At 71.5% G+C, this 26559-nt stretch carries 29 protein-coding genes; 12 read left to right on the forward strand and 17 right to left on the reverse strand.

Annotated features, from left to right (window positions below):
* Window positions 1-4 precede the first annotated feature (4 nt).
* The 3 genes from AB0B35_RS10415 to AB0B35_RS10425 are packed head-to-tail and all read left to right on the forward strand — an operon-like array spanning window position 5 to window position 4360.
* Window positions 5-1012 carry a hypothetical protein gene (locus AB0B35_RS10415; RefSeq protein ID WP_361043229.1) on the forward strand — a complete coding sequence of 336 codons (1008 nt, stop codon included), beginning with the start codon at window positions 5-7 and terminating at the stop codon, window positions 1010-1012.
* Entirely contained in the window at window positions 1005-3713 is a 2709-nt protein-coding gene (locus AB0B35_RS10420) for an FtsK/SpoIIIE domain-containing protein (RefSeq protein ID WP_361043231.1), read from the forward strand. The genes AB0B35_RS10415 and AB0B35_RS10420 overlap by 8 nt, the downstream gene beginning before the upstream one ends.
* Complete coding sequence (locus AB0B35_RS10425) at window positions 3710-4360, forward strand: hypothetical protein (RefSeq protein ID WP_361043234.1); 651 nt, start codon at window positions 3710-3712, stop codon at window positions 4358-4360. The genes AB0B35_RS10420 and AB0B35_RS10425 overlap by 4 nt, the downstream gene beginning before the upstream one ends.
* A gap of 11 nt (window positions 4361-4371) precedes the next feature.
* Here AB0B35_RS10425 and AB0B35_RS10430 read toward each other — a convergent pair whose 3' ends face one another.
* A complete protein-coding gene (locus AB0B35_RS10430) occupies window positions 4372-6363 on the reverse strand; it encodes a protein meaA (protein ID WP_361043237.1) in 1992 nt (663 codons plus the stop codon).
* Window positions 6364-6489: 126 nt separating this feature from the next.
* Here AB0B35_RS10430 and AB0B35_RS10435 point away from each other — a divergent pair, with 126 nt between their 5' ends.
* The 3 genes from AB0B35_RS10435 to AB0B35_RS10445 are packed head-to-tail and all read left to right on the forward strand — an operon-like array spanning window position 6490 to window position 9013.
* Window positions 6490-7353, forward strand: coding sequence for an ABC transporter ATP-binding protein (locus tag AB0B35_RS10435; RefSeq protein ID WP_361043240.1), 864 nt, complete (start codon window positions 6490-6492; stop codon window positions 7351-7353).
* Window positions 7350-8219, forward strand: a complete 870-nt coding sequence (locus tag AB0B35_RS10440; RefSeq protein ID WP_361043243.1) for an ABC transporter permease — start codon at window positions 7350-7352, stop codon at window positions 8217-8219. The genes AB0B35_RS10435 and AB0B35_RS10440 overlap by 4 nt, the downstream gene beginning before the upstream one ends.
* Window positions 8219-9013 carry an alpha/beta hydrolase-fold protein gene (locus AB0B35_RS10445; protein WP_361043246.1) on the forward strand — a complete coding sequence of 265 codons (795 nt, stop codon included), beginning with the start codon at window positions 8219-8221 and terminating at the stop codon, window positions 9011-9013. Before AB0B35_RS10440 ends, AB0B35_RS10445 begins: the two co-directional genes overlap by 1 nt.
* A 105-nt stretch (window positions 9014-9118) precedes the next feature.
* On the opposite strand, the gene AB0B35_RS10450 is transcribed toward AB0B35_RS10445, so the two are convergent.
* On the reverse strand, window positions 9119-9967 hold the full coding sequence (locus AB0B35_RS10450; RefSeq protein ID WP_361043249.1) for a 3-hydroxyacyl-CoA dehydrogenase family protein: 849 nt from the start codon (window positions 9965-9967) through the stop codon (window positions 9119-9121).
* 134 nt (window positions 9968-10101) lie between these two features.
* On the opposite strand from AB0B35_RS10450, the gene AB0B35_RS10455 reads away from it, so the two are divergent.
* Window positions 10102-10422, forward strand: a complete 321-nt coding sequence (locus AB0B35_RS10455; RefSeq protein ID WP_360520869.1) for a hypothetical protein — start codon at window positions 10102-10104, stop codon at window positions 10420-10422.
* Between the two features lie 135 nt (window positions 10423-10557).
* Here the strand turns inward: AB0B35_RS10455 and murA are convergent, their stop codons facing one another.
* A complete protein-coding gene (gene murA / locus AB0B35_RS10460) occupies window positions 10558-11847 on the reverse strand; it encodes a UDP-N-acetylglucosamine 1-carboxyvinyltransferase (protein ID WP_361043390.1) in 1290 nt (429 codons plus the stop codon).
* Between the two features lie 85 nt (window positions 11848-11932).
* Between murA and AB0B35_RS10465 the strand changes: the two genes are divergently transcribed.
* The 4 genes from AB0B35_RS10465 (at window position 11933) to AB0B35_RS10480 (ending at window position 14791) form a co-directional block, all read left to right on the forward strand.
* On the forward strand, window positions 11933-12511 hold the full coding sequence (locus AB0B35_RS10465) for a cob(I)yrinic acid a,c-diamide adenosyltransferase (protein ID WP_361043252.1): 579 nt from the start codon (window positions 11933-11935) through the stop codon (window positions 12509-12511).
* Window positions 12508-12894, forward strand: coding sequence for a VOC family protein (locus AB0B35_RS10470; RefSeq protein WP_361043255.1), 387 nt, complete (start codon window positions 12508-12510; stop codon window positions 12892-12894). The genes AB0B35_RS10465 and AB0B35_RS10470 overlap by 4 nt, the downstream gene beginning before the upstream one ends.
* 48 nt (window positions 12895-12942) lie before the next feature.
* A complete protein-coding gene (locus AB0B35_RS10475; protein ID WP_361043258.1) occupies window positions 12943-13914 on the forward strand; it encodes an ATP-binding cassette domain-containing protein in 972 nt (323 codons plus the stop codon).
* Between the two features lie 82 nt (window positions 13915-13996).
* Entirely contained in the window at window positions 13997-14791 is a 795-nt protein-coding gene (locus AB0B35_RS10480) for an ABC transporter permease (RefSeq protein ID WP_361043261.1), read from the forward strand.
* Between the two features lie 12 nt (window positions 14792-14803).
* On the opposite strand, the gene AB0B35_RS10485 is transcribed toward AB0B35_RS10480, so the two are convergent.
* The 11 genes from AB0B35_RS10485 to AB0B35_RS10535 form a co-directional block, all read right to left on the reverse strand.
* Entirely contained in the window at window positions 14804-15226 is a 423-nt protein-coding gene (locus AB0B35_RS10485) for a DUF2550 domain-containing protein (RefSeq protein WP_361043263.1), read from the reverse strand.
* A gap of 22 nt (window positions 15227-15248) precedes the next feature.
* Complete coding sequence (locus tag AB0B35_RS10490) at window positions 15249-15533, reverse strand: F0F1 ATP synthase subunit epsilon (RefSeq protein WP_360520890.1); 285 nt, start codon at window positions 15531-15533, stop codon at window positions 15249-15251.
* Between the two features lie 98 nt (window positions 15534-15631).
* A complete protein-coding gene (locus AB0B35_RS10495; RefSeq protein ID WP_361043265.1) occupies window positions 15632-16885 on the reverse strand; it encodes an LCP family protein in 1254 nt (417 codons plus the stop codon).
* A 113-nt stretch (window positions 16886-16998) separates the two neighbouring features.
* Window positions 16999-18432 (reverse strand): F0F1 ATP synthase subunit beta, encoded by a 1434-nt coding sequence (atpD, locus tag AB0B35_RS10500; RefSeq protein ID WP_360520897.1) that lies wholly within the window; start codon window positions 18430-18432, stop codon window positions 16999-17001.
* Window positions 18432-19361 carry a F0F1 ATP synthase subunit gamma gene (locus tag AB0B35_RS10505; RefSeq protein WP_203696943.1) on the reverse strand — a complete coding sequence of 310 codons (930 nt, stop codon included), beginning with the start codon at window positions 19359-19361 and terminating at the stop codon, window positions 18432-18434. The genes atpD and AB0B35_RS10505 overlap by 1 nt, the downstream gene beginning before the upstream one ends.
* Before the next feature lie 2 nt (window positions 19362-19363).
* Window positions 19364-20998 carry a F0F1 ATP synthase subunit alpha gene (gene atpA / locus AB0B35_RS10510; protein ID WP_361043268.1) on the reverse strand — a complete coding sequence of 545 codons (1635 nt, stop codon included), beginning with the start codon at window positions 20996-20998 and terminating at the stop codon, window positions 19364-19366.
* A 119-nt stretch (window positions 20999-21117) separates the two neighbouring features.
* Window positions 21118-21933 carry a F0F1 ATP synthase subunit delta gene (locus tag AB0B35_RS10515; protein WP_361043271.1) on the reverse strand — a complete coding sequence of 272 codons (816 nt, stop codon included), beginning with the start codon at window positions 21931-21933 and terminating at the stop codon, window positions 21118-21120.
* Window positions 21933-22481 carry a F0F1 ATP synthase subunit B gene (locus AB0B35_RS10520; protein ID WP_361043273.1) on the reverse strand — a complete coding sequence of 183 codons (549 nt, stop codon included), beginning with the start codon at window positions 22479-22481 and terminating at the stop codon, window positions 21933-21935. Before AB0B35_RS10520 ends, AB0B35_RS10515 begins: the two co-directional genes overlap by 1 nt.
* A 73-nt stretch (window positions 22482-22554) precedes the next feature.
* Entirely contained in the window at window positions 22555-22761 is a 207-nt protein-coding gene (atpE, locus tag AB0B35_RS10525; RefSeq protein WP_155371925.1) for an ATP synthase F0 subunit C, read from the reverse strand.
* Between the two features lie 135 nt (window positions 22762-22896).
* Entirely contained in the window at window positions 22897-23697 is an 801-nt protein-coding gene (gene atpB, locus AB0B35_RS10530) for a F0F1 ATP synthase subunit A (protein ID WP_361043276.1), read from the reverse strand.
* A 25-nt stretch (window positions 23698-23722) separates the two neighbouring features.
* Complete coding sequence (locus AB0B35_RS10535; protein ID WP_203696950.1) at window positions 23723-23938, reverse strand: AtpZ/AtpI family protein; 216 nt, start codon at window positions 23936-23938, stop codon at window positions 23723-23725.
* Window positions 23939-24120: 182 nt separating this feature from the next.
* Between AB0B35_RS10535 and AB0B35_RS10540 the strand changes: the two genes are divergently transcribed.
* Window positions 24121-24579, forward strand: coding sequence for a hypothetical protein (locus tag AB0B35_RS10540; RefSeq protein ID WP_361043279.1), 459 nt, complete (start codon window positions 24121-24123; stop codon window positions 24577-24579).
* 81 nt (window positions 24580-24660) lie between these two features.
* On the opposite strand, the gene AB0B35_RS10545 is transcribed toward AB0B35_RS10540, so the two are convergent.
* From AB0B35_RS10545 to AB0B35_RS10555, 3 genes are all read right to left on the reverse strand, one after another.
* Window positions 24661-25065 carry a hypothetical protein gene (locus AB0B35_RS10545; protein WP_361043282.1) on the reverse strand — a complete coding sequence of 135 codons (405 nt, stop codon included), beginning with the start codon at window positions 25063-25065 and terminating at the stop codon, window positions 24661-24663.
* A gap of 89 nt (window positions 25066-25154) precedes the next feature.
* Window positions 25155-25754, reverse strand: coding sequence for a phosphotyrosine protein phosphatase (locus tag AB0B35_RS10550; RefSeq protein WP_361043285.1), 600 nt, complete (start codon window positions 25752-25754; stop codon window positions 25155-25157).
* Window positions 25754-26422 (reverse strand): L-threonylcarbamoyladenylate synthase, encoded by a 669-nt coding sequence (locus AB0B35_RS10555; RefSeq protein ID WP_361043288.1) that lies wholly within the window; start codon window positions 26420-26422, stop codon window positions 25754-25756. Before AB0B35_RS10555 ends, AB0B35_RS10550 begins: the two co-directional genes overlap by 1 nt.
* Window positions 26423-26559 lie beyond the last annotated feature (137 nt).

Below are 26559 nucleotides of genomic sequence, written 5' to 3' on the forward strand. Positions count from 1 at the left end.
TGGCATGAGTCTCGTTCAAGATCTTGCGGATCAGCTCCGGGTCGCCCGGGAGGAACTGCCGCTGCCGCAGGTTTCCGCGGCCGCCGAACGGCTGCGCAGCGCGACCGGGCTGCTGGCCTGGGTGCTGCACCACAGCGCGACCCCGGTCAGCGTGCCCGACCTGAGCCGTGCCGTCGAGCGCCTGGACCACGCCGCCGCCGCGCTGCGCGTCGCCCAGGACCGGCTCGACGAGTACGCGCTGGCGCTGGGCATGCCCGTCGACACCCACGCCCGCCACCACGAGGGCTGGCAGAGCGCCGTGCCCGCCCAGGCCCCGCGCGGCGAGGCCAGCGGCTCAGCTGACTGCCGCCTGGCCGACTGGTGGGGCGAGCGGATCGCCGCGCTCACCGGCGAGGAGTTCTCCGCGTCCACGCTCGTCGGCGACCGCGCCGACGCCGCGCAGTCCAGCGCCGAGCTGCTGCGCCGCTGCGTGCAGGCGGCCCACGACGGCGACCGCCGCCGGCTGCACCGGCACCTGGCCGCCGCCGGACCCGCCGTCGGCCTGGGCCTGGCGGCCATCGCGCCACCGCTGCTGCGCCAGCTCGCCGCCGACCTGGTCGGCTACCCGCCGAGGCTGGAGGACCTGGCCCGGGTACGCCGGGCGGCCCTGCCGCTGCCCGCCGAGCTGCTCCCGGCGCTGCCCGCCGAGGCGGCCGCGGAGATCGTGGCGCGGGTCTGCCACACCACACCCCAGCGCACCGCCGACCGGGCCCCCACCCACCCGGTGGACGCCGCGACCGCCGCCGCGCTGCTGGTCGCCGCGCTGCTGCGGGCCAACGGCCGATCCCCCGACGAGCTGAACCAGATCATCGAGGCCGAACGGGCCGCTGCCGGGGCCGCCCAGCAGCGGGCCGCCGAACGGGCCGAAGCCCACCGGGCCGCGCTGCGCATCACCGACAGCGGCCGCCGCCGCTCCGCCGTCGACGAGCTGGGCCGCGTCACGCAGCCCACGCGCCGCCGCAGCGGTGGCTGAACAGGACGCCGCGACTGCGCCGACCAGCCGAGGGATCGTCGCGGCGGTACGCAGGGAACTGGCCGCGGCCCGGCACGCCGCCCGCGCCTCGCTGGCCGCCACTGCGGCGGCCCGGGTCGCGGCGCTCGCGCAGCTCGACGCCGTCCGGCGCTCGGCCCCGATCCGGCGCGACGAGCTGCTGACGACCCGGGACACCGCCCTGGCCGAGGCCAGGGCCCGCCGGGAACGCGAGACCGCGAAACTCGGCCGAGGGCTGCTCGGGCTCGCCGAGGCGGCCGCGCCTGGCACCGCGGGCAGCCCGTGGACGGCGTGGCGGCCCGGCATGAAGCCCGAACAGCAGGCCGGGCTCACCCCCGGGCTGCTGCGCATCGGCGCGCTGGTGCAGGAACCGGCTCCGCCGACGGCCGTCCCGGCCCTGGTGCCGCTGCTGGACACCGCGCACCTCGACGTGTCCGGCGACGGCACGGCCGCGGTGGACGCCCTGATCGGGGCGATGCTGCTGCGCGCGCTGGCGTCGGTGCCACCCGGTTCGCTGCGGATCAGCGTGTACGACCCGGGCCGGCTCGGCGGCGCGCTGGCCGGGCTGGCCCCGCTGGCCCCGGCGGGGCTCATCTCGTACCTCGGGCCGGGCGGGCTCGCCCCGCTGCTCGACGACCTCGCCGAGCAGATCCGCCGGATCAACGAGAACGTGCTCGGCGGGGTCTACCTCAGCGTCGCCGAGCTGGCCGCCGAGACCGGCCGCCGTCCCGAGCCCTGGCGGGTCGCGGTGCTGCTGGCCGACCCGAACGGCGCGGAGCTGTCCAAGGCCGAACGCGCCCAGCTCGACCGGGTGACCCGCACCGGCGTCGCCGCCGGGGTGCACCTGATCAGCCGAGGGTTCGACCTCGCCGCAGACGCCGACGTCGAGACGATCGCGCTCCGGGCCGGCGGCACGGCACGGACCAGCCTCACCGGCGAGATCCCCGTACGCCTCGACGCCGCGCCCGGTGCCGCCCTGGTCACCGGGGTCTGCCGCGCGCTGGCCGAGCAGGCCACGGCCGGGCCGCCGCCGGTGCCGTTCGCCGCGCTGCTGCCCGACGAGATCTGGCAGCAGTCCTCGGCCGAGGCGCTGCGCGCGCCCATCGGCGAGGGCACCGACGGTCGGCTGGTCGAGCTGGTGCTCGGCGACGACCCGCCACACGCCCTGATCGGCGGCCCGTCCGGCTCCGGCAAGACCAACCTGATCTACTGCTGGCTCGCCGCGCTCGCCACCCGCTACTCCCCCGCCGAACTGTCGCTGTACCTGCTGGACTTCAAGGAGGGCGTGTCCTTCGCCCGCTTCGCCCCCGGCACCCGCGATCCCAGCTGGCTGCCGCAGGTGCGGCTGGTCGGCGTCAACGTCAACAGCGACCGCGAGTTCGGCCTGGCCCTGCTCCGCCACCTGGCCGAAGAACTCAAGCGCCGGGCCGCCGCCGCCAAGCAGCACGAGGCGACCAAGCTGGCCGAGCTGCGCGCCGAGGACCCGCAGGGCGTATGGCCGCGCATCGTCGCCGTGATCGACGAGTTCCAGGTGCTGCTGGGCGCGCGTGACGCGGTGACCAGCGAGGCGGTCGACCTGCTGGAGGACCTGGCCCGCCGGGGCCGCTCGCAGGGCATCCACCTGGTGCTGGCCAGCCAGGACGTGTCCGGCATCGAAGCCCTGTGGGGCCGCTCCGGGCTGGTCTCGCAGTTCACGCTGCGCGTCGCGCTGCCCAAGGCGCGCCGCATCCTGTCCGATGTGAACCTGGCCGCCGAGCTGATCCCGCGCTGCCATGCCGTGGTCAACGCCGACTCCGGCGTGCCGTCGGCGAACACCATCGTGCGGCTGCCCGACGCCGGTGACCGCGCGACGTGGCTCGGCCTGCAGGAGCAGCTGTGGTCGGCCCGGCCGCCGGAGGCCGAGCCGCCGAGGCTGTTCGACGGCGACTCCCGCCCGCTGTTCCCGCTGCTGCCCCCGCCACCCGCGCCGGAACTGCCCGCAGCGGTGGGCGCGGTCGCCCTGCTCGGCGAGACCATCGACGTCACGGGCCGTCCCGCCACGCTGCGGCTCAACCGCGCGCCCGGCCGCAACCTCGCCGTGCTCGGCACCCGGGCCGACGAGGCCTGCGCGGTGCTGCTCGCCGCCGGACATGCCCTGGGCAGCCAGCACACGGCCGGCTCGGCCCGGTTCAGCGTGCTGTGCCTGGACTCCGACGCGACCACACCCGCCAAGTCGCTGCACGCGGTGCTCGACGCCCGTCACCGCTGCGGCTGGTACGACGCCGACGGCGTCACCGGCCTGCTCGCCGAGCTCGCCGAGGACACCGGCGAGCAACCGCACTACGTGTTCGGCTTCGCCATGGACGCGGTCGCCGTGCAGCTGGCCGCCAAGCCCGGCCCCGGCCTGCCCAGTGGCCACGAGCTGCTGCGCACCGTGCTGGCCCGGGGGCCGGAGCGGCGTACCCACCTGCTCTGCTGGTGGCGCACGGTGGCTCGGCTGCGCGACGACCTCGGCGGGCCGGGTGCCCGCTTCGACGCGATCGGCGCGTGGGTGGCGCTGGACGTGCACGGGCCCGAGCTGTCCGCGCTCTACCCGCAGCCCGGCGGCCCGGCCTGGTTCCCCCGGCTCAACCGCGCCCTGCACTTCGACCGCTCGGTGCACCACCGCGCCCAGACCATCATCCCGTACGAGGTGGCCCCGTGACCTCCCCGCCGACGGTCCGCTACCGCGCGCTGATCGCCGACCTGGTCGCCGCGTCCCGGCGGCACGAGACGGCGTTGACCGCGGCCGTCCAGTCCCACGCCGACGGCATCGCCACCATCGAGCACGACCTCGCCGCGGCCGACGACGCGGTGGTCGCCGCGACGGCCCGGATGGCCCACGCGCAGCGTCTCGTCGCCCAGACCGACCTCGCGGCCGGCGCCCTGTGGGACGAGCTCAAGCAGGTACGCGGCCGCCGCGGCCGCCGCCTGGGCCCCGTGCCGCCGCCCCTGCCGGTGCCCGACTCCCCCACCACCACGGACCCGATCGCGCTGCTCGAAAGCGCCGCCGCCCGCATCGACCGCGCTCAGCGTGGCGGCGAGAAACTGCCCCCGCTGATCCTGCCGCTGCTGTTCGCCCTCGGCGCGGCCTGCTCGGCCGTTGTCACCCTGCTCGCGGCCTTCCTGCAGTCCCAGGGCCCCGTCGGCCTGCTGGCCGGCTGGCTCGTCCTGCTCGGTGCGCCCCTGTCCGGCCTGGTCCCGGCCGGCGAACTCGCCGACCGCTGGTTCGGCGCCCGCCTCGACCCCGGTGCCATCGCCCTGACCATCCTCGCCGGCATGCTCGCCACCACCGCTCTGACCCTCGCCTGACCGCGTGGCGGTCAGGGGAGGTGGTGGCGTTCGCGGACGACGGTGACCAGTTCGGCCATGATGTCGGTGAGGGCGAAGTCCTTCGGGGTGAAGACGCGGGCGACGCCCGCCTCACGCAGCACCTCGGCGTCGTCCTCGGGGATGATGCCGCCGACGACGACCGGCAGGTCGGGCAGACCGGCCGCACGCAGCCCGGCCAGCACCGCGGGCACCGCGTTGAGGTGCGAGCCGGACAGCACCGACAGCCCGACGAGGTCCACGTCCTCCTGCACCGCCGCCGCCACGATCTGCGCCGGGGTCAGCCGGATGCCCTGGTAGACGACCTCGAACCCGGCGTCGCGGGCGCGTACGGCGATCTGCTCCGCCCCGTTGGAGTGCCCGTCGAGGCCCGGCTTGCCGACGAGCAGCCGCAGTGCCGGGCGCTCCAGCTCGCGGGCCGTGGCCCGCACCCGCTCTCGCACCCGGGCCAGCAAGCCGTCCCCGCTGCCCGACACGCCGCTGCTCAGCCCGGTCGGCGCGCGATACTCTCCGAACACCTCGCGCAGCACCCCGGCCCACTCCCCGGTGGTGACCCCGGCCCGGACGCATTCCAGCGTCGCCGGCATCAGGTTGCGCGATCCGGCGGCCTCGGCGCGCAGCCGGTCCAGCGCCTCGGCGGCCGCCGACGCGTCGCGCTCGGCGCGCCATCGGGTCACCGCGTCGATCGCCGCCTTCTCCACGGCCGGGTCGACCTGCTCGATGGCCTGCGCGCCGGCGGCGGTCAGCGGCGACGGCTCGGTCTCGACGAATCGGTTGACGCCGACCACCACGTCCTCGCCCGACTCGACCCGCCCGCGACGGCGGGCCAGCGAGGCGACCAGGGCGCTCTTGAGATGCCCGCTCTCCACGGCGGCCACCGCGCCGCCGAGGTCCAGCACCTCGGCGAGCTGCTTGCGGGCCCCGTCGGCGATCTCGTCGACCAGCCTCTCGACGACGTGCGACCCGGCGAACAGGTCGGGGTATTCCAGCAGGTCGGACTCGTACGCCAGGACCTGCTGCAGGCGCAGGGACCACTGCTGGTCCCAGGGCCGGGGCAGGCCCAGGGCCTCGTTCCAGGCGGGCAGCTGCACGGCGCGGGCACGGGCGTCGCGGGACATGGTGACGCCGAGCATCTCCAGCACGATCCGCGCGACGTTGTTCTCCGGCTGCGACTCGGTCAGCCCCAGCGAGTTGACCTGTACGCCGTAGCGCAGGCGGCGCTGCTTGGGGTCGGTGACGCCGTACCGGTCGCGGGTGATCTCGTCCCAGAGCCGGCCGAACGCGCGCATCTTCGCCATCTCCTCGACGAAGCGCACGCCGGAGTTGACGAAGAACGAGATGCGCTGCACGACGTCGCCCATGCGCTCCGGCGCGACCTGGCCGCCGTCGCGCACCCGGTCGAGCACCGCGACGGCGGTGGCCAGCGCGAAGCCGACCTCCTGCACGGGTGTCGCACCGGCCTCCTGCAGGTGGTACGAGCAGATGTTGACCGGGTTCCAGGCCGGCGCGTCGGCCACGGTCCACGCGATGACGTCGGTGGTCAGGCGCAGCGACGGACCGGGCGGGAAGATGTACGTCCCGCGCGACAGGTACTCCTTGATGATGTCGTTCTGGGTCGTCCCGGCCAGCGCGGCGGGGTCGGCGCCCTGCTCCTGCGCGACGGTGACGTACAGCGCGAGCAGCCACATCGCGGTGGCGTTGATCGTCATGCTGGTGTTCGCGGCGGCCAGGTCGATGCCGTCGAACAGGGCACGCGCGTCGCCGAGGTGCGCCACCGGCACGCCGACCCGGCCCACCTCGCCCGCGGCGAGCTCGTGGTCGGGGTCGTAGCCGGTCTGCGTGGGCAGGTCGAACGCGACCGACAGGCCGGTCTGGCCCTTGGCCAGGTTGCGCCGGAACAGCGCGTTGGTGGCCGCCGCGTTCGAGTGGCCGGCGTAGGTGCGCATGACCCAGGGACGGTCACGATCGGCGAGACGTGGCTCCATACGCCGATGCTAAGTGAACGTTCAGTAACTTGTGCCGGTGAAGAATCTCACTGGGGTGCGTGGCGTCTCTCGCGCCCGGCCGAGCAGGGGCGGGCGTCGATGACACGCTGACGTATCGTGCCGGGTGTGACTCACGAAGAGCTGGCGATCAGCGTCTCCGGGCTGCGCAAGTCCTATGCGGACAACGTCGCGGTCGCGGGGGTCGACCTGGCCGTGCCGCGCGGCGAGGTCTTCGCGCTGCTGGGCCCCAACGGGGCGGGCAAGACCACCACCGTGGAGATCCTGGAGGGCTTCCGCGCCAGGGACTCCGGCACCGTCTCCGTGCTCGGCACGGACCCCGCGAAGGCCGACCGCGACTGGCGTCGCCGGGTCGGCATCGTGCTGCAGGGCACCGGGGAGTTCGACGAGCTCAAGGTGCACGAGGTGGTACGCCACTTCGCGCGCTTCTACCCGAACCCGGCCGACCCCGACGAGGTCATCGAGCGGGTCGGGCTGAGCGAGAAGGCGAACTCGCGTACCCACACCCTCTCCGGCGGCCAGAAGCGCCGCCTCGACGTGGCCCTGGGCATCGTCAACCAGCCCGAGGTGCTGTTCCTCGACGAGCCGACGACGGGCTTCGACCCGGCCGCGCGCCGCGAGTTCTGGGACCTGATCCGGGCGCTGTCGCACACCGGCACCACGATCCTGCTGACCACCCACTACCTGGACGAGGCCGAGGCGCTCGCCGACCGGGTCGGCGTGATCGCGCGCGGCACGATGATCGCCGTGTCGACCCCCGCCGAGCTGGGCGGGCGGCACCTGGCCACGGCCACCGTGAGCTGGCGCGACGACAACGGCACGCATGCCGAGGACACCGACCGGCCCACCGAGGTGGTGCAGCGGCTGGCCGCGTCGTTCGGCGGCGAGGTCCCGGAGCTGACCGTCACCCGGCCCACGCTGGAGGACGTCTACCTGAAGATGATCGGCGAGAACGGGCAGGAGCGAGCATGAGCGCGCAGACCGCGGCACAGGAGACGGCGCGGCCCGCCGCGCGGCGGGCAGGTGGCGGTGGCGGCCTGAGCCTGGCCCTGGCGCAGGGCGGGATCGAGTTCAAGCAGTTCGTGCGTACCCGGGAGTCCCTGGTCTTCACGCTGCTCTTCCCCGTCATGCTGATGCTGATCTTCGGGTCGATCTTCGGCAGCGTGGTCATCACCCCGCCCGGCGAGAACCCGGCGGTGACCCTGTCGCAGTACTTCGTCACCGGCATGATCGCCTCCGGCATCATGGCCACCGGTTTCCAGAACCTGGCGATCACCATCCCGATCGAGCGCGACCGGGGTGTGCTCAAGCGCTACCGCGGCACCCCCATGCCGAAGTGGGTGTTCTTCGCCGGCAAGATCCTCTGTGTGGCGGCGCTCGCCTTCATCAGCGTCGTCATGCTGCTGGCCGTCGCGGTCGCCTTCTACGACCTGCGGCTGCCCGACACCGGGCAGAAGTGGTTCACCTTCGGCTGGGTCAGCGTGCTCGGCCTGATCGCCTGCACGCTGTGCGGCATCGCGTTCTCCGGCGTCGCCAAGACCGGGCGGGCCGGACCGGCCGTGGTCACCCCGATCGCGCTGATCCTGCAGTTCACCTCGGGCGTGTTCTTCGAATACGACGACCTGCCGCCGTGGATGCAGCAGTTCGCCGCACTGTTCCCGCTGAAGTGGATGTGCCAGGGACTGCGCAGCGTGTTCCTGCCCGAGTCCTTCGCGAGCCAGGAGGTCGCCGGCTCGTACGAGCTGGGCAAGGTCGCCCTGGTGCTCGCCGCCTGGTGCGTCGGCGGGCTGGTTTTGTGCCTGGTCGGGTTCCGCTGGACGAGCAAGCGGGAGGGCTGATGCAGCGCCGCCGGGCGTTGCGGATCGCCGCGGGGGTGACCCTCGGCGCGGCGGCGCTCGGCGGCGTCGCGCTCTGGCGGGGTAGCCGACCCGACGACACGGAGACCGCCGCCAAGCTGGTCCCGGACGTGCCGCTCGGCGACGAGCGTCTGGAGCAGCGCTCCTCGGCGGCGCGGGGTGCGACCGTGGACTTCTACACGGCGGTGCCCGCGGGCCACGGCGACGGCCGCGGCCTGCCGGTGTGCCTCGTGCTGCACGGCGCGTCGGCGACGGCCGCGAACTTCCCCGGCTTCGGCTTCGGGCGTTTCCTCAGCGACGCCGCCGCGCGCGGCGTGCCGCCGTTCGTGCTGGCCGGGGCGACCGGCGGACGACTGCGCTGGGAGCCGTCGGGGGCCGACGACCCGCAGCGGATGGCGTACGAGGAGATCCCGGCGTGGTGCGCCGAACGCGGCTTCGACACGACTCGCCTGGCCCTGTGGGGCTGGTCGATGGGCGGCTACGGGGTGCTGCGGCTGGCCCAGTCGCACCCGGGGGCGTACCGCGCGGTGGCGGCGTTCTCCCCCGCCGTCGCGCCCGGGGACCGCGTCTTCGCGGGCGCTTCCGCCCTGGCCGGCACGCCCGTCGCGCTGTGGTGCGGCGAGCAGGACGGCTTCTACGAGGACGTGCGTGCCCTGGCCGCCGCGATCCCGGCCGCCACCACGGCGTACGCCCCGGGCGCGCACACCCGCACCTACTGGAACTCGATCACCCCGGCCGCCTTCGACTTCCTCGGCCGCGCCCTGTCACCGGTGTGATCCCTCCACCACGCTTTGACATGGACGTTGGCCCGTCACATCGACTCCGGCACGCGGAAAGTCGACGTGACAGGCCGACGTCCATGAGGATCGCGGCGCGGCCGGTCAGTACGTGTAGAAGCCCTTGCCGGACTTGCGGCCCAGTTCGCCGGCGGTGACCATGCGCTGGAGCAGCTCCGGCGGGAAGAACTTCGGGTCGGCGGTGTCGGTGTAGATGTTGCGGGCGGCGTGCGCCAGGATGTCCACGCCGGTCAGGTCGGTGGTGGCCAGCGGGCCCATGGCGTGGCCGAAGCCCAGCTTGCAGGCCGTGTCCAGGTCCTCGGGGGTGCACACGCCCGACTCGACGAGCTTGACCGCCTCCACGACCAGCGCCGCGATCAGGCGGGTGGTGACGAAGCCCGCGATGTCACGGTTCACCACGATGCAGGTCTTGCCGATGCCCTCGGCGAACGCCCGCGCGGTGGCCAGCGTCTCGTCGCTGGTGCGGTGGCCCCGGACCAGCTCGCACAGCTTCATCATCGGCACCGGCGAGAAGAAGTGGGTGCCCACGACCATCTCGGGGCGCTGCGTGGCCGCCGCGATCTGGGTGATCGGGATGGCGGAGGTGTTGGTGCCGAGCACCGCGTCCGGCTTGCAGATGCGGTCCAGCGCCCGGAACACCTCCTGCTTGATCTCCAGCTTCTCGAAGACCGCCTCGATCACGATGTCGGCCTCGGCCGCGGCCTCCAGGTCCGTGGTGGTGGTGATACGCCCCAGCGCGTCCTGGGCGTCCTGTTCGGTGATGGTGCCCTTGGCCGCGAACCGCGCCAGCGAGGTGCGGATGCCGTCCAGACCGCGCCCGGTGGCCGTGTCGTCGAGGTCGCGCAGCGTGACCTGCCATCCGGCCTGTGCCGCCACCTGGGCGATACCGGCGCCCATGAGTCCCGCCCCGATGACCGCGAGCTTGCCTGCCATTGCACTGCCTCCCACTGGGTGAACCGCTCGTCGTCGGCCGCCGGTGCAGCCGCCGACCGCAGTCGAGCCTAAACGATCGCTCAGGGGACCGGGAACGGCCTCGCGACCCCGCCGTCGGGGTGCAAACTGGGATCATGCCTGCTAGTGCCTACCTTGCCGGCCCGATGATCGCGATGTTGACGATCGCGGTCCTCGCCGTGGTCCTGCACCGCGGACTGCAGCGCGACGCCGAGACACCCGTGCCGCTCGCGCCGAGCCCCGCCCTCGACGACTACGGCCTGCTCGCCAGCGCTGCGGTGGTCCGTACCCTCGCCGACGCGACGCTCATCCGTGAGCACCTGCACAGCGTCGGCATCCGCGCCACGCTCGCCACCGCACCCGACGGCCGTATCCGGGTGCTGGTCTTCGCCGACGAGGTGAGCCGAGCCCGCCGCGTGGTCGGCGAAACCCGCTAGACCCCGGTTGCCGCCAACGCCGCCGGCACCCGGTCCCACCACGCCGGGCCCGGGCCGGCCGCCCAACTCTTGAAGACTTGCGGCCTCAGGACTGTCCTGAGGCCGCAAGTGTTCAAGAGTTGCGGCGCGAAAGGATCAGAAGCCGTATTCGGGGTCGGCGGGGGTTTCGGCGCGTTCGACTTGGACGCCCAGGGCGCGTAGGTCGCGGGCGAAGTCGGGGTAGCCGCGGTCGATGTGGTGGACGGCGCGGACGGTGGTCACACCGTCGCCGCAGAGGCCGGCGATGACCAGGCCGGCCCCGGCCCGGATGTCGCTGGCGGTGACCTCGGCGCTGGACAGCCGGTCCCGGCCGCGGACCATGGCGTGGTGGCCCTCGATGCGGATGTCCGCGCCGAGCCGCTTGAGCTCCTCGGCGAACATGAACCGCCCGTCGAAGATGTTCTCCGTGATCAGCGAGACGCCGTCGGCCACCGCGGCCATGCCGATCGCCATCGGCAGCAGGTCGGTGGCGAAACCCGGGAAGGGCAGCGTGCGTACGTCCACCGCGCTGGGCCGGTCGGCGATGCGCACCCGGAACCAGTCGGGACCGTAGTCGACCGCGCCGCCCGCCTGCTGGATCTTGTCGAGGGCGATCTCCAGGCAGCGCGGGTCGATGCCGCGCACCGTGACGTCGCCACGGGTCATCGCGGCCCCGAAGGCCCAGGTGCCCGCCACGATGCGGTCGCCGATGGTGGCGTGCTCGACGGGCCGGAGCGCGCTGACGCCGTGCACGGTCAGCTCGGAGGTGCCCGCACCCTCGATGCGCGCGCCCATGCCGGTCAGCATCCGGCAGATGTCGACGATCTCCGGCTCGCGCGCCACGTTGTCGATCACCGTGGTGCCGCGCGCCAGCACAGCCGCCATCAGCAGGTTCTCGGTCGCGCCGACGCTGGGGAAGTCCAGGCTGATCTTGGCTCCGTGCAGGCCCGACGGGGCCTCGGCGACGACGAAGCCGTGCTCGCCGCTGATGTCGGCGCCCATCTTCGCCAGGCCGGACACGTGCATGTCCAGCCCGCGCGAGCCGATCGCGTCGCCGCCCGGGTGCGCGACCCGCACCCTGCCGCAGCGTGCGAGCAGCGGCCCGAGCACGCAGATCGACGCGCGCAGCCGGCGCACCAGCTCGTAGTCGGCCTCGGGGTGCAGCTTGGCGGGCACGTCGATGCGCACCCGGTCGCCCTCGAAGACGACGCCGGCGCCCAGCCGCCGCAGCACCTCCCCCATCAGCGCGATGTCGGTGATGCGCGGCACGTTGGTGATCACGCTCTCGCCCTCGGCGAGCAGCGCCGCCGCCATCAGTTTGAGCGCGCTGTTCTTCGCGCCGACCACGCCGACCTCGCCGGCCAGCCGTACGCCGCCCTTGACCCGGATCACATCCACGTCGGCCATCGTAGAAGCCAGGCCCCCCGTCCGGACGTCCGCCAGCAACGCGCCGACGGACTCACCACCGTCGGCCACCATTAGGCTCGCTGTCATGGCTGTTCACCTCACCCGCATCTACACCAGGACCGGCGACGCCGGCACCACCGCGCTCGGCAACGGCGAGCGCGTGGACAAGACCGATCCGCGCATCGCCGCGTACGCCGATGTGGACGAGTGCAACGCCGCGCTGGGTGTGGCGCTCGCTCTGGGCAACCTGGCCGATGATGTGCGCGACGTGCTGACCCTCATCCAGAACGACCTGTTCGATGTGGGCGCCGACCTGTGCAACCCGATCACCCCCGATCCGAAGTACCCGCCGCTGCGCGTCACGCAGGACTACGTCACCCGCCTGGAGGGCTGGTGCGACGAGTTCAACGCGCGACTGGCCAAGCTGGATTCTTTTGTCCTGCCGGGGGGCTCGCCGGGAGCGGCCCTGCTGCACGTCGCGCGAACCACCGCCCGGCGCGCGGAACGTTCCTCGTTCGCGCTGCTGAGCGTGGACGCGGAGCGCACCGGCCCGCTGCCCGCACAGTATCTCAACCGGCTCTCCGATCTGCTGTTCATCCTCGGAAGAGTCGCCAATTCCGACGGCGCGGCGGACGTGAAGTGGGTGCCCGGGGCCAACCGGTGAGCCTGCACCACGTCGAGGTGTGGGTGCCGGACCTGGCGGCGACCGAGCGCTCCTGGGGCTGGCTGCTGACCGAGCTGGGCTGGACCGAGCACCAGCGGTGGGCGGCCGGCGTCTCCTGGCGGCACGGCACGGCGTACGTCGTCTTCGAGTGCTCCCCGGATCTGACCGGCGGGCGGCACGAGCGGCGCGCTCCCGGCCTGAACCACCTGGCGCTGCACGCGGGCTCCCCGGCCGACGTGGACCGGCTGGTCGCGGCGGCGGGTGAGCACGGCTGGCGGCTGCTGTTCGCCGACCGGCACCCGCACGCGGGCGGTCCGGACACCTACGCGGCGTACCTGGAGGACGAGCAGGGCTACGAGGTCGAACTGGTCGCGACCCGGTAAAAGGGCGGATCCGGCGCGCGGGGTCCACACCGTGACTACCGTGAGCCCATGGCCGCTGCGATCGTCGCGGAAGGTCTGGTCAAGCGGTACGGCTCGGCGACCGCGCTGGCCGGGCTGTCCTTGAGCGTGCCGGAGGGCACCGTGCTGGGCCTGCTCGGACCCGACCGGGCCGGCAAGACGACCGCGGTGCGCATCATGGCGACCCTGCTGCGCCCGGACGCCGGCCGCTGCCTGGTCAACGGCGTCGACGTGCTGACCCATCCGGCCTGGGCGCGCCCGGACATCGGCGTGTGCGGGCAGCGCCCGGCCGTGGACGGCTTCCTCACCGGCTTCGAGAACCTGGAGCAGCTCGGCAGGCTGCACCGGCTCGGCCGCCGCCGGGCCCGCGCGCGGGCCGAGGAGCTGCTGGAACGCTTCCACCTGAGCGAGGCCGCGCACCGGCGGGTGAGCTGCTATCCCGCCGGGATGCGCCGCCGCCTCGACCTGGCCTGCGCGCTGGTGGCCGCCCCCGCCGTGGTGCTGCTCGACGAGCCCACGGCGGGGCTGGACCAGCGCAGCCGGCTGGGCATCTGGGACGTGATCAGCGAGCGGGTGCGCGACGGCACGACCCTGCTGCTGGCGACCCGGCACCTGGAGGAGGCCGACGAACTGGCCGACGAGATCGTGGTGCTCGACCGCGGCCACGTGCTCGCGCGGGGCACCCCGGACCAGCTCACCCGGCAGATCGGCGGGGAGCGGCTGCAGGTCGTGCTGGGCGACCGCGCAGAGACTCAGGTAGCCGAGGACATCCTGAACCGGGTCTGCGGCGGCCAGGCCGTGGTCTTCCTGGACCAGCACCTGGTGCAGGCCCCGGTCGTGTCCGGCGCGCAGGCCCTGATCGAGCTGGTGCGCCGGCTCGACGCGGCCGGCATCGAGCCGGTCGACATCGGCATCCACCGCGCCAGCCTCGACGACGTCTTCCGCAAACTCACCGGCCAGGCCGCCACCCCCACCCTGGCCGACGAAGAGGCCAGGACCTGAGCGAAGGAAGGGCACCTTCTACAACACATAGCGATGTGAAGGTGCCCTTCCTTACCAAGACCCGGGGCGGCGAGGAGATGACGTGAGCGAGTTCGCGGCGGTGGCGCAGGACGTGTGGGTGACGGCTCGACGCGGGCTGGTACGCGGGCGGCGCGAGCCCCGGCTGCTCGTCCTGCCGCTGCTGCAGCCGGTGCTGTTCATGCTGCTGTTCGGGGTGTTGCTGGGCGGCGTGATCAGCGTGCCGGGTGTCGCGGGTTATCCGGATTTCCTGATCCCGGGCCTGATCGTGCAGGCCGTCGCGCTCACTGCCGGGATGGCCGCGGTCGACGTCGCGGGCGACGTGCGCCACGGCATGGTCGACCGGTTCCGGGCGCTGCCGACGCCGGGGGGTGCGGTGCTGTTCGGGCGTACCGTCTCGGACCTGCTCCGGATCGCGATGACGGCGGCGGTCGCCGCGGCGGCGGGGGTGATCGCGGGCTGGCGCGTCCACAGCGGCCCCGCTGCGGCCGCCGCGGGCTTCCTGCTTGTCCTGACCTTCGGGTACGCCGTCGCGTGGCTGTCCGTGCTCGTGGGGCTGTCCGCACGCACACCCCGCGCGGCGCGGGCCGTCATGCCGGCGTGCCTCGTCGCGCTGACGTTCGTGTCGAACGTGCTCGCGCCGCCGGACACCATGCCGCAGTGGCTGCGCCCGCTCGCCGAGGCGAACCCCGTCTCGGCCGTCGTCACGGCGCTGCGCGTGCTCTGGGGCGATGAACCCGCCGGCTCCGGCGCGACCGCGGCTTCGGCGTACCCGCCGGCCCTGGTCTGGATCTTCGCGGTGCTGGTGGCGGCGATCCCGCTCGCGCTGCGCCGCTACCGCCGCACGCCCGCGCCTTGACCCGGCCTTCGCCTACGTGGAGTAGGGGGCGGCTGCTTCGAGCCAGGAGAGGAAGCCGGTGACGGTGTGCAGGGGCATGGCGATCTCCACCTGGGCCCGCGAGTCGGCGCACTGCAGGACGACCCAGTCGGCGGGCACGAGCACCGACTCGTCCGCGCTGGGCGCACGCCGGGCGATGACCTTCAAGTCGCGCCGGGAGAGGGTGCGGCGGGGGCGCGGGGACAGGCTGAACATCCGGTACCAGCGCAGGTCGTCGCCGCGGAACTGGGCGAAGCCGGGCGCCCAGCCGCGCCCTCCGGCCGTCTGGCGCAGCCGGAGGTACAGCTCGACGGTGCCGTGGCCGCGGGCGAACACCTCGCGGCGCACGAACAGGCCCGCCAGCAGGGCGAGCAGGACGACGAGGCCGATGGCGACTACTTCGAGCAGCGACCTCATCGTCGTGGGCGGCGCTGGTCGCTCAGTGGCGGGCGGCCGGAGTGACCGGGGCGACGGTCTCTGCCAGCACCGTCACGCCCTCGGTCGTGACGGACAGGAAGCCGCCGAAGACCTCGTAGGCCAGTTCCTCGCCGCCGGGGAGGATGATGCGCACCCCGCCCGGGTTCGCCAGCTGGCCGAGCAGCGGCGCGTGGCTGGGCAGCACGCCCAGCTCGCCCTCGGTGGTGCGGGCGATGACCATCTCGGCCTGCCCGGACCAGACCTTCTCCTCGACGGCGACGAGCTCGACCTGGAGCAGCTTGGCCACGATGACTCCTCAGGTGTGCAAGATTGGTGCAGCGAGTCTAACCGCCGGTGATCAGCGGCCCCCAGCAGGACCGGTCAGTGTGAGCTAACCGGCCACCATCACTTACCCAGCATTTCGGGATGGAAGGCCACAAAGTTCTCGACCGAGCCCGCCGCGACCGAGGCGAGGAACTGCCGGGAGTACATGTCCAACTGCTCGCCCAGGTACTGGTACTTCATCTTGGGCTTGGACTTCTTCTTCTTGTCGTCCTTCTTGTCGCCGTCGTCGCCGTCGTCGCCGTCATCCCCGCCGTCGTCGCCGTCGTCACCGCCCCCGTCGTCGCCCTCGTCGTCGTCCTTGCCCTTGTCGACGACGTAGCGGCCCACTCCGCCACCGGCCAGCTTCACCATGTGCACGGTGCTCGGGCGCAGGTCCTGCAGCGCGAACGCCCAGTCGATCACGCCGTGCCCGCGGCCGCTGAAGGTGAGCGACGAGCCGGCCGCGCGCAGCACGGTGTCCATCTGCAGCGGATCACCCAGCACGTCGTCGCTGAACGCCTTGGCGATCATCGCGCGGACCAGTTGCTGCTGGTGCCGCTGGCGGGCGTAGTCCCCGCCGGTCACGTACCGCTGGCGGGCGTAGTCCAGCGCCTGCCAGCCCTTGAAGTGGCGCAAACCCGGCTCGTAGACCATCTGCTCGCCGACGTACCCGGTGCTGCTCGCGCCCCGGTCCCGGGGGTCGCCGTCGGGCTCCAGGTGGATCGAGGCGACCCGCTCGTCGACCATCATGTCGATGCCGCCCAGCGCGTCGATCACGTCCTTGAACCCGCTGAAGTCGATGATCGCCCCCGCGTCGAACCGCGCGATCCCGGTGTACTGGCTGACCGTCGCAGCCAGCAGCTCGAAGCCCTGGGCGTGGTTGGCACGCCGGTCGCCGGGCACCATCGAGCCGAAGTACATCGCGTGCGCGAGCTTGTCCGCGGGGTTGCCGCCGTAGCCGGACTTGGCGAACGGCGGGATGGCCACCAGCAGGTCCCGGGGCAGCGAGAAGAGATAGCCCCGGTCGAGGCCGGCGGGGATGTGCATGACCAGGATCGAGTCGGCCCGCGGGATCCAGAACGGGTCGTTGTGCCGCGGGTCGATGCCCGCCAGCAGGATGTTGAGCGGCCCCTTGATGTCCTCGGGGCGCGGGGGCGCCTGCCGGCCCGGCGTCTGGTCGCCGAAGAGGTCCTCGCTGTGGATCGCGCTCTCGTAGCGCGCGAGCACACGGTCCACGGTGACCAGGGACGCACCGCTCAGCATCATCAGCGCCGTGCCCGCGAGCACGCTCCAGCGCGCCCAGCGCGCCGCGGCACGCCACCGTTTCGCCACCATGATGTGGCTAACGAGGCAGATGCACCGTTGGCTCCTCCCGTCCCGCGTCGGAGGCCGGACGCGAAGCGGCCCCCGTCCCGGTCGGGACAGGGGCCGCTTGCCGCTCGCGGACCTTACTTGGTCAGCTCGCGGTAGTTCTTCTCGAGGTCGTCGAGGCCGCCGCACATGAAGAAGGCCTGCTCCGGGACGTGGTCGTAGTCGCCCTGGGAGATCTTCTTGAACGCCTCCACGGTCTCCTTCACCGGCACGGTCGAACCCTCGACACCGGTGAACTGCTTGGCCGCGTAGGTGTTCTGCGACAGGAACCGCTCGATCCGGCGGGCCCGGGCCACGGTGACCTTGTCCTCCTCGGACAGCTCGTCCATACCGAGGATCGCGATGATGTCCTGCAGGTCGTTGTACTTCTGCAGGATCCGCTTCACCTCGGAGGCGACGGCGTAGTGCTCCGCGCCGACGTACTCCGGGGCCAGGATTCGCGAGGACGAGGCCAGCGGGTCCACGGCGGGGTAGATGCCCTTGTCGGACACCTTGCGCTCGAGGTTCGTGGTCGCGTCCAGGTGGGCGAAGGTGGTCGCCGGCGCCGGGTCGGTGTAGTCGTCCGCGGGCACGTAGATGGCCTGCAGCGAGGTGATGGCCTGGCCACGCACCGAGGTGATGCGCTCCTGGAGCTCACCCATCTCGTCGGCGAGGGTCGGCTGGTAACCCACGGCGCTCGGCATACGGCCGAGCAGGGTGGACACCTCGGAACCGGCCTGCGTGAAGCGGAAGATGTTGTCGATGAAGAGCAGCACCTCCTGCTTCTGCACGTCGCGGAAGTACTCGGCCATGGTCAGCGCGGACAGCGCGACCCGCAGACGGGTGCCCGGGGGCTCGTCCATCTGGCCGAAGACCAGCGCGGTGTCGCCGAGCACGTTGGCGTCGGCCATCTCGTGGATCAGGTCGTTGCCCTCACGGGTGCGCTCACCCACGCCCGCGAACACCGACGTACCGCCGAAGTTACGGGCAACGCGGATGATCATCTCCTGGATGAGCACCGTCTTGCCCACGCCCGCGCCGCCGAACAGACCGATCTTGCCGCCCTTGACGTACGGGGCCAGCAGGTCGATCACCTTGACGCCGGTCTCCAGCATCTCGGTCTTCGGCTCCAGCTCGGAGAACGCCGGAGGCTTGCGGTGGATCGGCCAGCGCTCGGTGACCTCGAGCTTCTGCCCCTTCTCGAGGTTGAGGCAGTCACCGAGGACGTTGAACACCTTGCCCTTGGTCTCGTTGCCGACCGGCACGCTGATCGGCGAACCGGTGTCGCGCACCTCCGCACCGCGGACCATGCCGTCGGTGGGCTGCATCGAGATGGCCCGGACCACGTTGTCGCCGAGGTGGTTGGCCACCTCGAGGGTCAGCGTGCGGTCGCCCTCGCTCAGGGTCACCTCGACCTGGAGCGCGTTGAACAGAGCGGGCATCGCGTCGCGCGGGAACTCGACGTCGACGACCGGGCCGATGACCCGGACGACTCGACCGACGCCCGCCTTGGTGTCAGTAGCAGTGGTCATCATTCACTCCCCGCCGCCGCCAGCGCGTCCACGCCGCCGACGATCTCACTGATTTCCTGGGTGATCGCGGCCTGACGCGCGGAGTTCATCTCCCGCGTCAGCGACTTGATCATGGTTTCCGCATTGTCCGTCGCGCTCTTCATCGCCCGACGGCGGGAGGCCGACTCGCTGGCCGCCGAGTCCAGCAACGCCGCGTAGATCCGCGTGTTGATGTACTTCGGCAGCAGCGCGTCGAGCAGCTCCTCGGCGTTCGGCTCGAAGTCGTACGCCGGCAGCAGCTCGCCCTTGTTGCCCGCACGCTCTTCGACCTGCATCGGCGCGAAGATCTTCGTGCTGGCGTTCTGGGTCATGAGCGACTTGAACTCGGTGTAGACGATGTGCAACTCGTCCACGCCCAGCACGCCGTCGTCGCCCGCGCCGTCGAGGCTGTCGTCCGCGCCGTGCACGAACGCCTGGATCAGCGTCTCGCCGACCCGGCGCGCGTCCTCGAAGCGCGGCTGCTCGGAGAAGCCGCTCCAGCTTCCGGCGAGCTCGCGCCCGCGGAAGGTGTAGTAGCTGATCCCCTTGCGGCCGACGACGTACAGCGCGACCTGCTTGCCCTCGCTCTTCAGGCGAGCGATGAGCTGCTCGGCGAGCCGGATCGCGTTGGCGTTGTAACCGCCGCACAGGCCGCGGTCGCTCGTGACGAGCAACACGCCGGCCCGGTGCTCCGGGTCCCGCGGCACCAGCAGCGGGTGCTGGGCGTTGGTGTTGGACGCCAGCGCGGTCAGCACACCGGTGATCGCGTTCGCGTACGGCAAGGACGCGTCGACCCGAGCCTGCGCCTTGGCGATGCGGCTGGTCGCGACCAGCTCCATCGCCTTGGTGATCTTCTTCGTCGAGCGGGTCGCCTTGATCCGTCGACGAAGCACTCGTACCGAACCGGCCATGACTACTTCTTCTCGTCCACGATGCGGGTGACCGTCTCGGTGACCTCGGGGCCCTCGAGCGCGGTGGCCTCAGCCTCGTTGATCACGATGTTGTCCTCGGCGGGCAGGAAGCCGGCCTTGAACGCCGTGATCGCCTTGTCGAGGTTCGCCACGACGTCGTCGTCCCAGGTGCCGGACGCGATGGTCTTAAGCACGTCGCTGTGCGAGGCACGCAGGTGCTGCAGGAACTCGCCCTCGAAGCGGCGCACGTCCTTGACCGGGATGTCGTCGAGCTTGCCCTCGGTGCCGGTCCAGACCGAGACGACCTGCTCCTCGATCGGGTACGGCGAGTAGTTCTGCTGCTTGAGCAGCTCGACCAGGCGAGAGCCCTTCTCCAGCTGGGCGCGCGAGGCACGGTCCAGGTCGGAGGCGAAGGCGGCGAACGCCTCCAGCTCACGGAACTGGGCCAGGTCCAGGCGCAGACGGCCGGAGACCTTGCGCATCGGCTTGCCCTGCGCCGAGCCACCGACCCGGGAGACCGAGGTGCCGACGTTGATGGCCGGACGCACACCCGAGTTGAACAGGTTCTCCTCGAGGAAGATCTGCCCATCGGTGATGGAGATGACGTTGGTCGGGATGAACGCCGAGATGTCGCCGGCCTTCGTCTCGATGATCGGCAGACCGGTCATCGAGCCCGCGCCCAGCTCGTCGGACAGCTTCGCGCAGCGCTCCAGCAGGCGGGAGTGCAGGTAGAAGACGTCACCCGGGTAGGCCTCACGGCCCGGCGGACGGCGCAGCAGCAGCGACACGGCACGGTAGGCCTCGGCCTGCTTGCTCAGGTCGTCGAAGACGATCAGAACGTGCTTGCCGGCGTACATCCAGTGCTGGCCGATGGCCGAACCGGCGTACGGCGCCAGGTACTTGAAGCCGGCCGGGTCCGACGCCGGGGAGGCGACGATGGTGGTGTACTCCATCGCGCCCGCGGCCTCCAGCGTGCCCTTGACGGACGCGATGGTGGACGCCTTCTGGCCGATGGCGACGTAGATGCAGCGGACCTGCTTCTTCGGGTCGCCGGTCTTCCAGTTGGCGCGCTGGTTGATGATCGCGTCCAGCGCGACCGAGGTCTTGCCGGTCTTGCGGTCACCGATGATCAGCTGGCGCTGGCCGCGGCCGATCGGGGTCATCGCGTCGATGGCCTTGATGCCCGTCTCGAGCGACTCGTGCACGCTCTTGCGGACCATCACGTTCGGAGCCTGCAGCTCCAGCTCGCGGAAGCCCTCGTTGTCGATCTCGCCCAGCCCGTCGATGGCGGCACCCAGCGGGTTCACCACGCGGCCCAGGAACTTGTCGCCGACCGGCACGGAGAGCACGCGGCCGGTGCGCTTGACCGGCTGCCCCTCCTCGATGCCCTCGAAGGCACCCAGGACGACGACACCGATCTCGCGGACGTCCAGGTTCAGCGCGACACCCAGGGTGCCGTCTTCGAACTCCAGCAGCTCGTTGGCCATGGTGGAGGGGAGACCCTCGACCTTGGCGATGCCGTCACCGGCCTCGGTGACGACGCCGACCTCCTCGCGGGAGATCTCGGGCGCGTACGAGGAGACGAAACGCTCAAGCGCTCCACGGATCTCCTCGGACGAGATGGTCAGCTCGGCCATCCTCAGCTTCCTATCGGTGTCGTGACTGTCAAGTCAGGTTCGGTATCGGTTCAGGGGAACCCGGGCGCTGGCGTGCCGCCGAAGCGGCGCACCGGGTCGGACCGGGTTCCGGGCGCTCGCTAGGCGAACGCGTTGCGGACTGCGGCCAGCCGCCGTGCGATGGTGCCGTCGTAGAGGTCGCTGCCGACCTGCACGCTCAGCCCACCCAGCACCGCGGGGTCGACGGTTACCTTCACCGAGACCTGACGGCCGTAGATGGCGGACAGTGACGAGGCCAGCCGGGACTCCTCGGCCTCGGTCAGCGGCTGCGCGACCGTGACGTACGCGACCTGCGCCTCCCGGCGCTCGGCGGCCAGTTCGACCAGCCGGGTGATCGCGCCGCTGAACGTGCGGCCGCCGAAGCCCTGCACGGCCAGCTCGGCCAGGCTCACCGTCACCGGCTTCGCCTTACCCCGCAGCAGCCCGCCGACCAGCTCGGCCCGGCGCGCCACCGGCACGATGGTCTCCCCGATCGTGGCGGCCAGCTGCAGGTCGCCGTCGACGATCTGCCCGAAGCGGAACAGCTCGTCCTCGACCTCGCTGAGGTCGCCGGCCAGCTCGGCCGAGGCCAGCAGCGCGTCCGCGCCCAGGCGCTCGGTGCCGTCCAGCAGCTCCGACGCGGCCGACCAGCGGCCCGACGCCAGCACCTTGATCAGGTCAACGGTACCCTGGCCGACCTTGCCCGCCAGCAGGGTCGCGGCCAGCTCGGCCCGCTCCTGCCCGGAACGGGACGGGTCCGACAGCGCGCGGCGCAGCCGCGGCTCCCGGCGCAGCAGGTCCGCGAAGCCGAGCAGCTCCTCGGCGATCACCGCGGTGGCGGCGGCACCCGCCGCCCGGGCGCTGGTCTCCAGCGCTGCCCGGGCCGCGGTGTACGACTCACGGCTTGCCGCCTGCATCAACGGGCTCCGGCGGTCTCGAGCTCGGCGAGCGCGCGCTCGACCGTGCCACGGCGACGGGCCTCGTCCTCCAGCGACTCGCCAACGATCTTGCCAGCCAGGCTGACCGCCAGCGTGCCCATCTCGGCACGCAGCTCGCGGACGATGCTCGCCCGCTCGCCGGCCAGCTGCTCGCGACCGGCCGCGATGATGCGGTCGGACTCCTCGCGAGCCTTGGCCAGCACGTCGGTGCGGATGCCCTCGGCGTCGGCACGGGCCTCGTCACGGATGCGCGCGGCCTCCGTACGAGCCTCGGCCAGCTGCGCCTTGTACTGCGACAGCAGGGCCGCGGCCTCGGCCTGAGCCTTCTCCGCCTTGACGAGCCCGCCCTCGATGGCCTCGACGCGCTGCTGGAACATGCTCTCCATACGCGGGAACACGAACTTGGTCAGCACGAACAGCAGGACGCCGAAGGCGATGAGGCCGACGATCACCTCGGCCAGCGGCACGCCGAGCACGTTGTAGCCGTGCTCCGCGGGCGCGCCTGGCGCCTCTTGTGCGATGTACATAGGTCACTCCCCTTCGGCGGTGACCGGTCGGCTTGGACCGGTCACCGGATCGTCTCGGCGCTCGGGACCCGGCTTAGCTGAGGGCGAACGCGAGAACCAGGCCCAGCAGGGCCAGCGCCTCGACGACCGCGAAGCCCATGAACATGTAGGTGCGGGTCAGGCCGGCGCTCTCGGGCTGACGGGCGGTCGCCTGGATGTAGGCGGCGAAGACCAGACCCACGCCGATACCCGGGCCGAGGGCGGCGATGCCGTAGCCGATGACGTTAAGGCTGCCGGTCATGTTGGTTTCCTCCTGAGTTCGACGCGTGTCGGTCACGCGCACGTTTTTGTTTACAGGTATGAGCGATCTTCAGTTGTGGATCGAGAAGCCAGGGGTGTCGCGCCTGGCCGGCGCGAATACTCGGTTGCCGGGAACTCAGTGCTCTTCGGAGATCGAGCTCTGGAAGTAGGTCGCCGACAGCAGGGTGAAGACGTAAGCCTGCAGGCTGAGGATGAACAGCTCGAACAGGGTCATGATGATCGCGAAGGCCCAGCTGCCCAGCGCGGCCGGCTTCAGCAGCAGCGGACCCGCGTTCCACAGGGCCACACCGCCGAGGGTGAACACCAGCAGGATCATGTGACCCGCGAACATGTTCGCGAAGAGACGGACGGCGAGCGTGATCGGCCGCAGCACCAGGTTCGAGATGAACTCGATCGGGATCAGGATCGGCTGCACCGCCAGCGGCACGCCCGGCTGCACGCACGCGTGCTTCAGGTAGCCGAAGAAACCGTGCTTCTTGATGCCCAGGCCGATGTAGACGAACCAGGTCAGCACGGCGAGCACGGCCGGGAAGGCCAGGTGCGAGTTGGGGGAGATCTGCGCGAACGGCACGATGCTCCACAGGTTCGTCACGAAGACGAAGCAGAAGATGGTCGCCAGGTACGGCGCGAAGCGCACGCCCTGCGGGCCGATGATGTCGGTGGCGATGTTGTTGCGCACCACGCCGTACACCGACTCGGCGAGCCACTGCTTCTTGCTCGGCACCAGCGTGGGGTTGCGGTACGTCACGAGGAAGAAGACGATGACGATGGCGACGGCGATCCAGACCAGCAGCGTCAGCTTCGTGAAGGCGTGCCCCCAGGGGCTGCCCTCGAGCGACGGGATGAGGGTCTTGTAGTCGAATACCTCCGGCCCGGGAGGGAACTCCGAGGCAAGGAAACCCGGCTGCGTAATCAACCTGTCCTCCGTCGATCGGGCACGGTCACCCGTCCAGTCTTTTCACGGTCAGATAGACCCCGGCGGCCGCGCCGCCGATCAAACCGATCAACAGCCCGACGTTGGGGAGTCCCAGCCACTTATCGATGAGCCACCCGACCCCTCCCCAGACCAGCATTCCGCCGAGGAGATACCCGATGGCCGCCCAACCCGCATCGGCGCCCTCTGCGTGAGGGCGCTTCGGAGGCTGGTCATCGGCCATGACGCGGCGAACAATATCAGCCACCCCCTGCAGCGGACGACGCACCCCCCGTACGCGAGCGATGTTCATCACCAGGTCGGCGCTGCGTCATCTTCCATCAGGATGAGATCGATGTTGATTTAACCGCGTCGAACCGCTGAGATGGAGACAACCCTTCCGTTCTCCCCCACGGCGGTGCGGCGATGCGCAAGCTCACGATACCTGTAGTTTTCGTGCTGCTCACAGCATTGAGCAGCGGTTGTGAGCCGCGCGGCAACGACGACACCGAGTCGACCAAGCCGGTGCACTGCACGGTCATCGTCGATGGTCCGAAGGCCGACGAGGATCGCGACAACTTCGCGGGCCGCGTCCGCTATCGATGCGCCACTCCCGGCGCCGAGAAGCTCACCTTGAAGATCAAAATCGAGCGCCGCGACGGTGACGCATGGCGCAGTGTGGCCTCCCGCACACACACCCTCAAGGGCAAGGCCACCTACGCCGCCGAGCTCAAATACCAGTCCAAGGACCTGAGCCTCAGCTGCCGCTCCGGCACCTTCCGCACCGTCGTCGACTGGTCCCGCACCTCCCGCAAGGACACCGAAGGCGACAACCTCATCTCCGGCGCCGTCAAAGACCCCTGCCGCCCACCCATCTTCGGCTAGCGGCCCCCGGGGTCCTCCCGGGTTGATCATGAACTTATGGCACGGCTCGACGGTGTGTCATGGCCACAAGTTCATGATCGGCTACTTCTCGGGCTCGTCGATGTACGGGATCTTGGCGTGCCAGAGCCACCAGCCGTGGCCGATGGTCCACGCGATCGCGGCGATGCCGATGCCGATCGCCATGGGCTTGAGGCCGGCCCAGCCCGACTTGGCGATCACGGCGAGCACCAGGAACAGCACGGTGAACTTGACGCCGTACATCAGCAGGCCGACCGACAGCACCATCTTCGGGTTGATCGAGTCCGCCCAGGCGATCACGAAGCTGGACAGCAGGTAGCTGACGCCGACCAGGACCACGCCCGCCAGCACGCCGACCGCGGCCGCCGAGCCGACGGCGAGGTACGCCACCAGCGGCGCCACCACGGCCACCGCCGCGGTCACACCGAGCATGAACGGCAGGAACTTCAGCCGCTTACCGAGCATCACGCCTCAAGGTCATCAGGTTGTTGTGCCAACGACACGCCGACCAACCGTGCCATAGGTTCATGATCAACCAGGTGGGGGCGTGGGGTGGGTCACGCTGGGGGGAGGAGGACAGCCGTGAGGGGGTGGACGGTGGACTGGATCTCGTCGGCCACGCGGGCGAAGACCTGGTCGCCGCGGCCCCAGGGGTCGTCGAGGTCGTCCTTGGCCTGGGCGGGTTCGCCGTTGCGGGCGGCGGCGACGGCGGCGACCAGGGCGACGCCGCGGGTGTACACCGCGTCGGGCGTGCGGTCGGCGGCGGGCAGTGGGGTCAGGTCGACCGACGGCAGGAGGCGGCCGAACTCGCCGAGCACGAAGGTGCGGTCGGCGGCGTCGGGGCGCAGGGCGACCACGTAGTCGTACTGGTCGGCGGTGGCGGTGAGGATCAGGTCGGCCGACTCGATGTGCTCCGCGCGCAGCTTGCGGGCGCTGAAGTCGTCGGGCGAGCCGCCGCGCGAGCGCACCTGGCGGGCCGCGGGCGGGTTCATCTCCTCGCCCTCGTGCCAGCCGCCGGTGCCCGCCGAGTGGGAGAGCACCAGGTCGGCGCCGACCGGGCCGGCCTGCTCGGTGACCGCCAGCGCCAGCAGGCGCTCGGCCATCGGCGAGCGGCAGATGTTGCCCATGCACACGTGCAGGACCGTGAACGGCGCCATCACGACTCCTCCGGACCCTGGATGTCGGTGGCGACCTCGCGCAGCTGGTCGAGGCTGATCGCCCCGGCGCGCAGCACGCGCGGGCGCTCGCCGGTGACGTCCACGATGGTCGACGGCACCGGGTTGGGGCACTCCCCCGCCTCCAGGTACACGCTGACTTTGTAGCTGAGCTGGTCGCGGGCCTGCTCGGCGGTGAGCGCCGCGGACTGGCCGCTGAGGTTCGCGGAGGAGACGGCCATCGGGCCGGTCTTGCGCAGCACCTCCAGGGCCACGGGGTGCAGCGGCATGCGTACGGCCACCGTGCCGCCGGTTTCGCCGAGGTCCCACTGCAAGCTCGGCGCCTGCTCGACCACGATGGTCAGCGCGCCGGGCCAGAAGGCTTCGACCAGATCCCGGGCCACCGACGGCAGCCGCATGACGAGCCCGTCCAGCGTGTGCCGGGAGCCGACCAGCACCGGCGGCGGCATGTGCCGGCCTCGCCCCTTGGCGCTGAGCAGGTTGGTCACCGCCCAGGGCTTGAAGGCGTCGGCGCCGATGCCGTACACCGTGTCGGTCGGCAGGACCACAAGGTCGCCACTGGATACGGCGTCGATCGCGGCCTGGATCCCGCGGTCCCGTTCGACGACGTTGCGGCAGTCGTAGAGCCTCACGAGGAGCCAGTCTGTCATGCGCTGTTCGCATCCGGCACACACGGCTCCCACCCACCGGACAGCCGGTCCGCCGGCGGCCCCAAGATCGGCGGACTTGCCCGGCACGTGGGCGAATGCGACCTCAAGATACGCACAGGTGCCGGGCAAATCGGGCG

Origin of the sequence: Catellatospora sp. NPDC049133 (assembly GCF_040648455.1) — a bacterium.
In the GTDB taxonomy this organism is placed as follows: domain Bacteria; phylum Actinomycetota; class Actinomycetes; order Mycobacteriales; family Micromonosporaceae; genus Catellatospora; species Catellatospora aurea.

Bases quoted from the DNA above. Each gene is read 5' to 3' on its own strand.
- AB0B35_RS10415 (WP_361043229.1), top strand. From the start codon at position 5: ATGAGTCTCGTTCAAGATCTTGCGGATCAGCTCCGGGTCGCCCGGGAG.
- AB0B35_RS10430 (WP_361043237.1), bottom strand. From the start codon at position 6,363: ATGGAGCCACGTCTCGCCGATCGTGACCGTCCCTGGGTCATGCGCACC.
- AB0B35_RS10440 (WP_361043243.1), top strand. From the start codon at position 7,350: ATGAGCGCGCAGACCGCGGCACAGGAGACGGCGCGGCCCGCCGCGCGG.
- AB0B35_RS10445 (WP_361043246.1), top strand. From the start codon at position 8,219: ATGCAGCGCCGCCGGGCGTTGCGGATCGCCGCGGGGGTGACCCTCGGC.
- AB0B35_RS10450 (WP_361043249.1), bottom strand. From the start codon at position 9,967: ATGGCAGGCAAGCTCGCGGTCATCGGGGCGGGACTCATGGGCGCCGGT.
- AB0B35_RS10455 (WP_360520869.1), top strand. From the start codon at position 10,102: ATGCCTGCTAGTGCCTACCTTGCCGGCCCGATGATCGCGATGTTGACG.
- murA (WP_361043390.1), bottom strand. From the start codon at position 11,847: ATGGCCGACGTGGATGTGATCCGGGTCAAGGGCGGCGTACGGCTGGCC.
- AB0B35_RS10465 (WP_361043252.1), top strand. From the start codon at position 11,933: ATGGCTGTTCACCTCACCCGCATCTACACCAGGACCGGCGACGCCGGC.
- AB0B35_RS10475 (WP_361043258.1), top strand. From the start codon at position 12,943: ATGGCCGCTGCGATCGTCGCGGAAGGTCTGGTCAAGCGGTACGGCTCG.
- AB0B35_RS10485 (WP_361043263.1), bottom strand. From the start codon at position 15,226: ATGAGGTCGCTGCTCGAAGTAGTCGCCATCGGCCTCGTCGTCCTGCTC.
- AB0B35_RS10495 (WP_361043265.1), bottom strand. From the start codon at position 16,885: ATGGTGGCGAAACGGTGGCGTGCCGCGGCGCGCTGGGCGCGCTGGAGC.
- atpD (WP_360520897.1), bottom strand. From the start codon at position 18,432: ATGACCACTGCTACTGACACCAAGGCGGGCGTCGGTCGAGTCGTCCGG.
- AB0B35_RS10505 (WP_203696943.1), bottom strand. From the start codon at position 19,361: ATGGCCGGTTCGGTACGAGTGCTTCGTCGACGGATCAAGGCGACCCGC.
- atpA (WP_361043268.1), bottom strand. From the start codon at position 20,998: ATGGCCGAGCTGACCATCTCGTCCGAGGAGATCCGTGGAGCGCTTGAG.
- AB0B35_RS10515 (WP_361043271.1), bottom strand. From the start codon at position 21,933: ATGCAGGCGGCAAGCCGTGAGTCGTACACCGCGGCCCGGGCAGCGCTG.
- AB0B35_RS10520 (WP_361043273.1), bottom strand. From the start codon at position 22,481: ATGTACATCGCACAAGAGGCGCCAGGCGCGCCCGCGGAGCACGGCTAC.
- atpE (WP_155371925.1), bottom strand. From the start codon at position 22,761: ATGACCGGCAGCCTTAACGTCATCGGCTACGGCATCGCCGCCCTCGGC.
- AB0B35_RS10535 (WP_203696950.1), bottom strand. From the start codon at position 23,938: ATGGCCGATGACCAGCCTCCGAAGCGCCCTCACGCAGAGGGCGCCGAT.
- AB0B35_RS10540 (WP_361043279.1), top strand. From the start codon at position 24,121: ATGCGCAAGCTCACGATACCTGTAGTTTTCGTGCTGCTCACAGCATTG.
- AB0B35_RS10550 (WP_361043285.1), bottom strand. From the start codon at position 25,754: ATGGCGCCGTTCACGGTCCTGCACGTGTGCATGGGCAACATCTGCCGC.
- AB0B35_RS10555 (WP_361043288.1), bottom strand. From the start codon at position 26,422: ATGACAGACTGGCTCCTCGTGAGGCTCTACGACTGCCGCAACGTCGTC.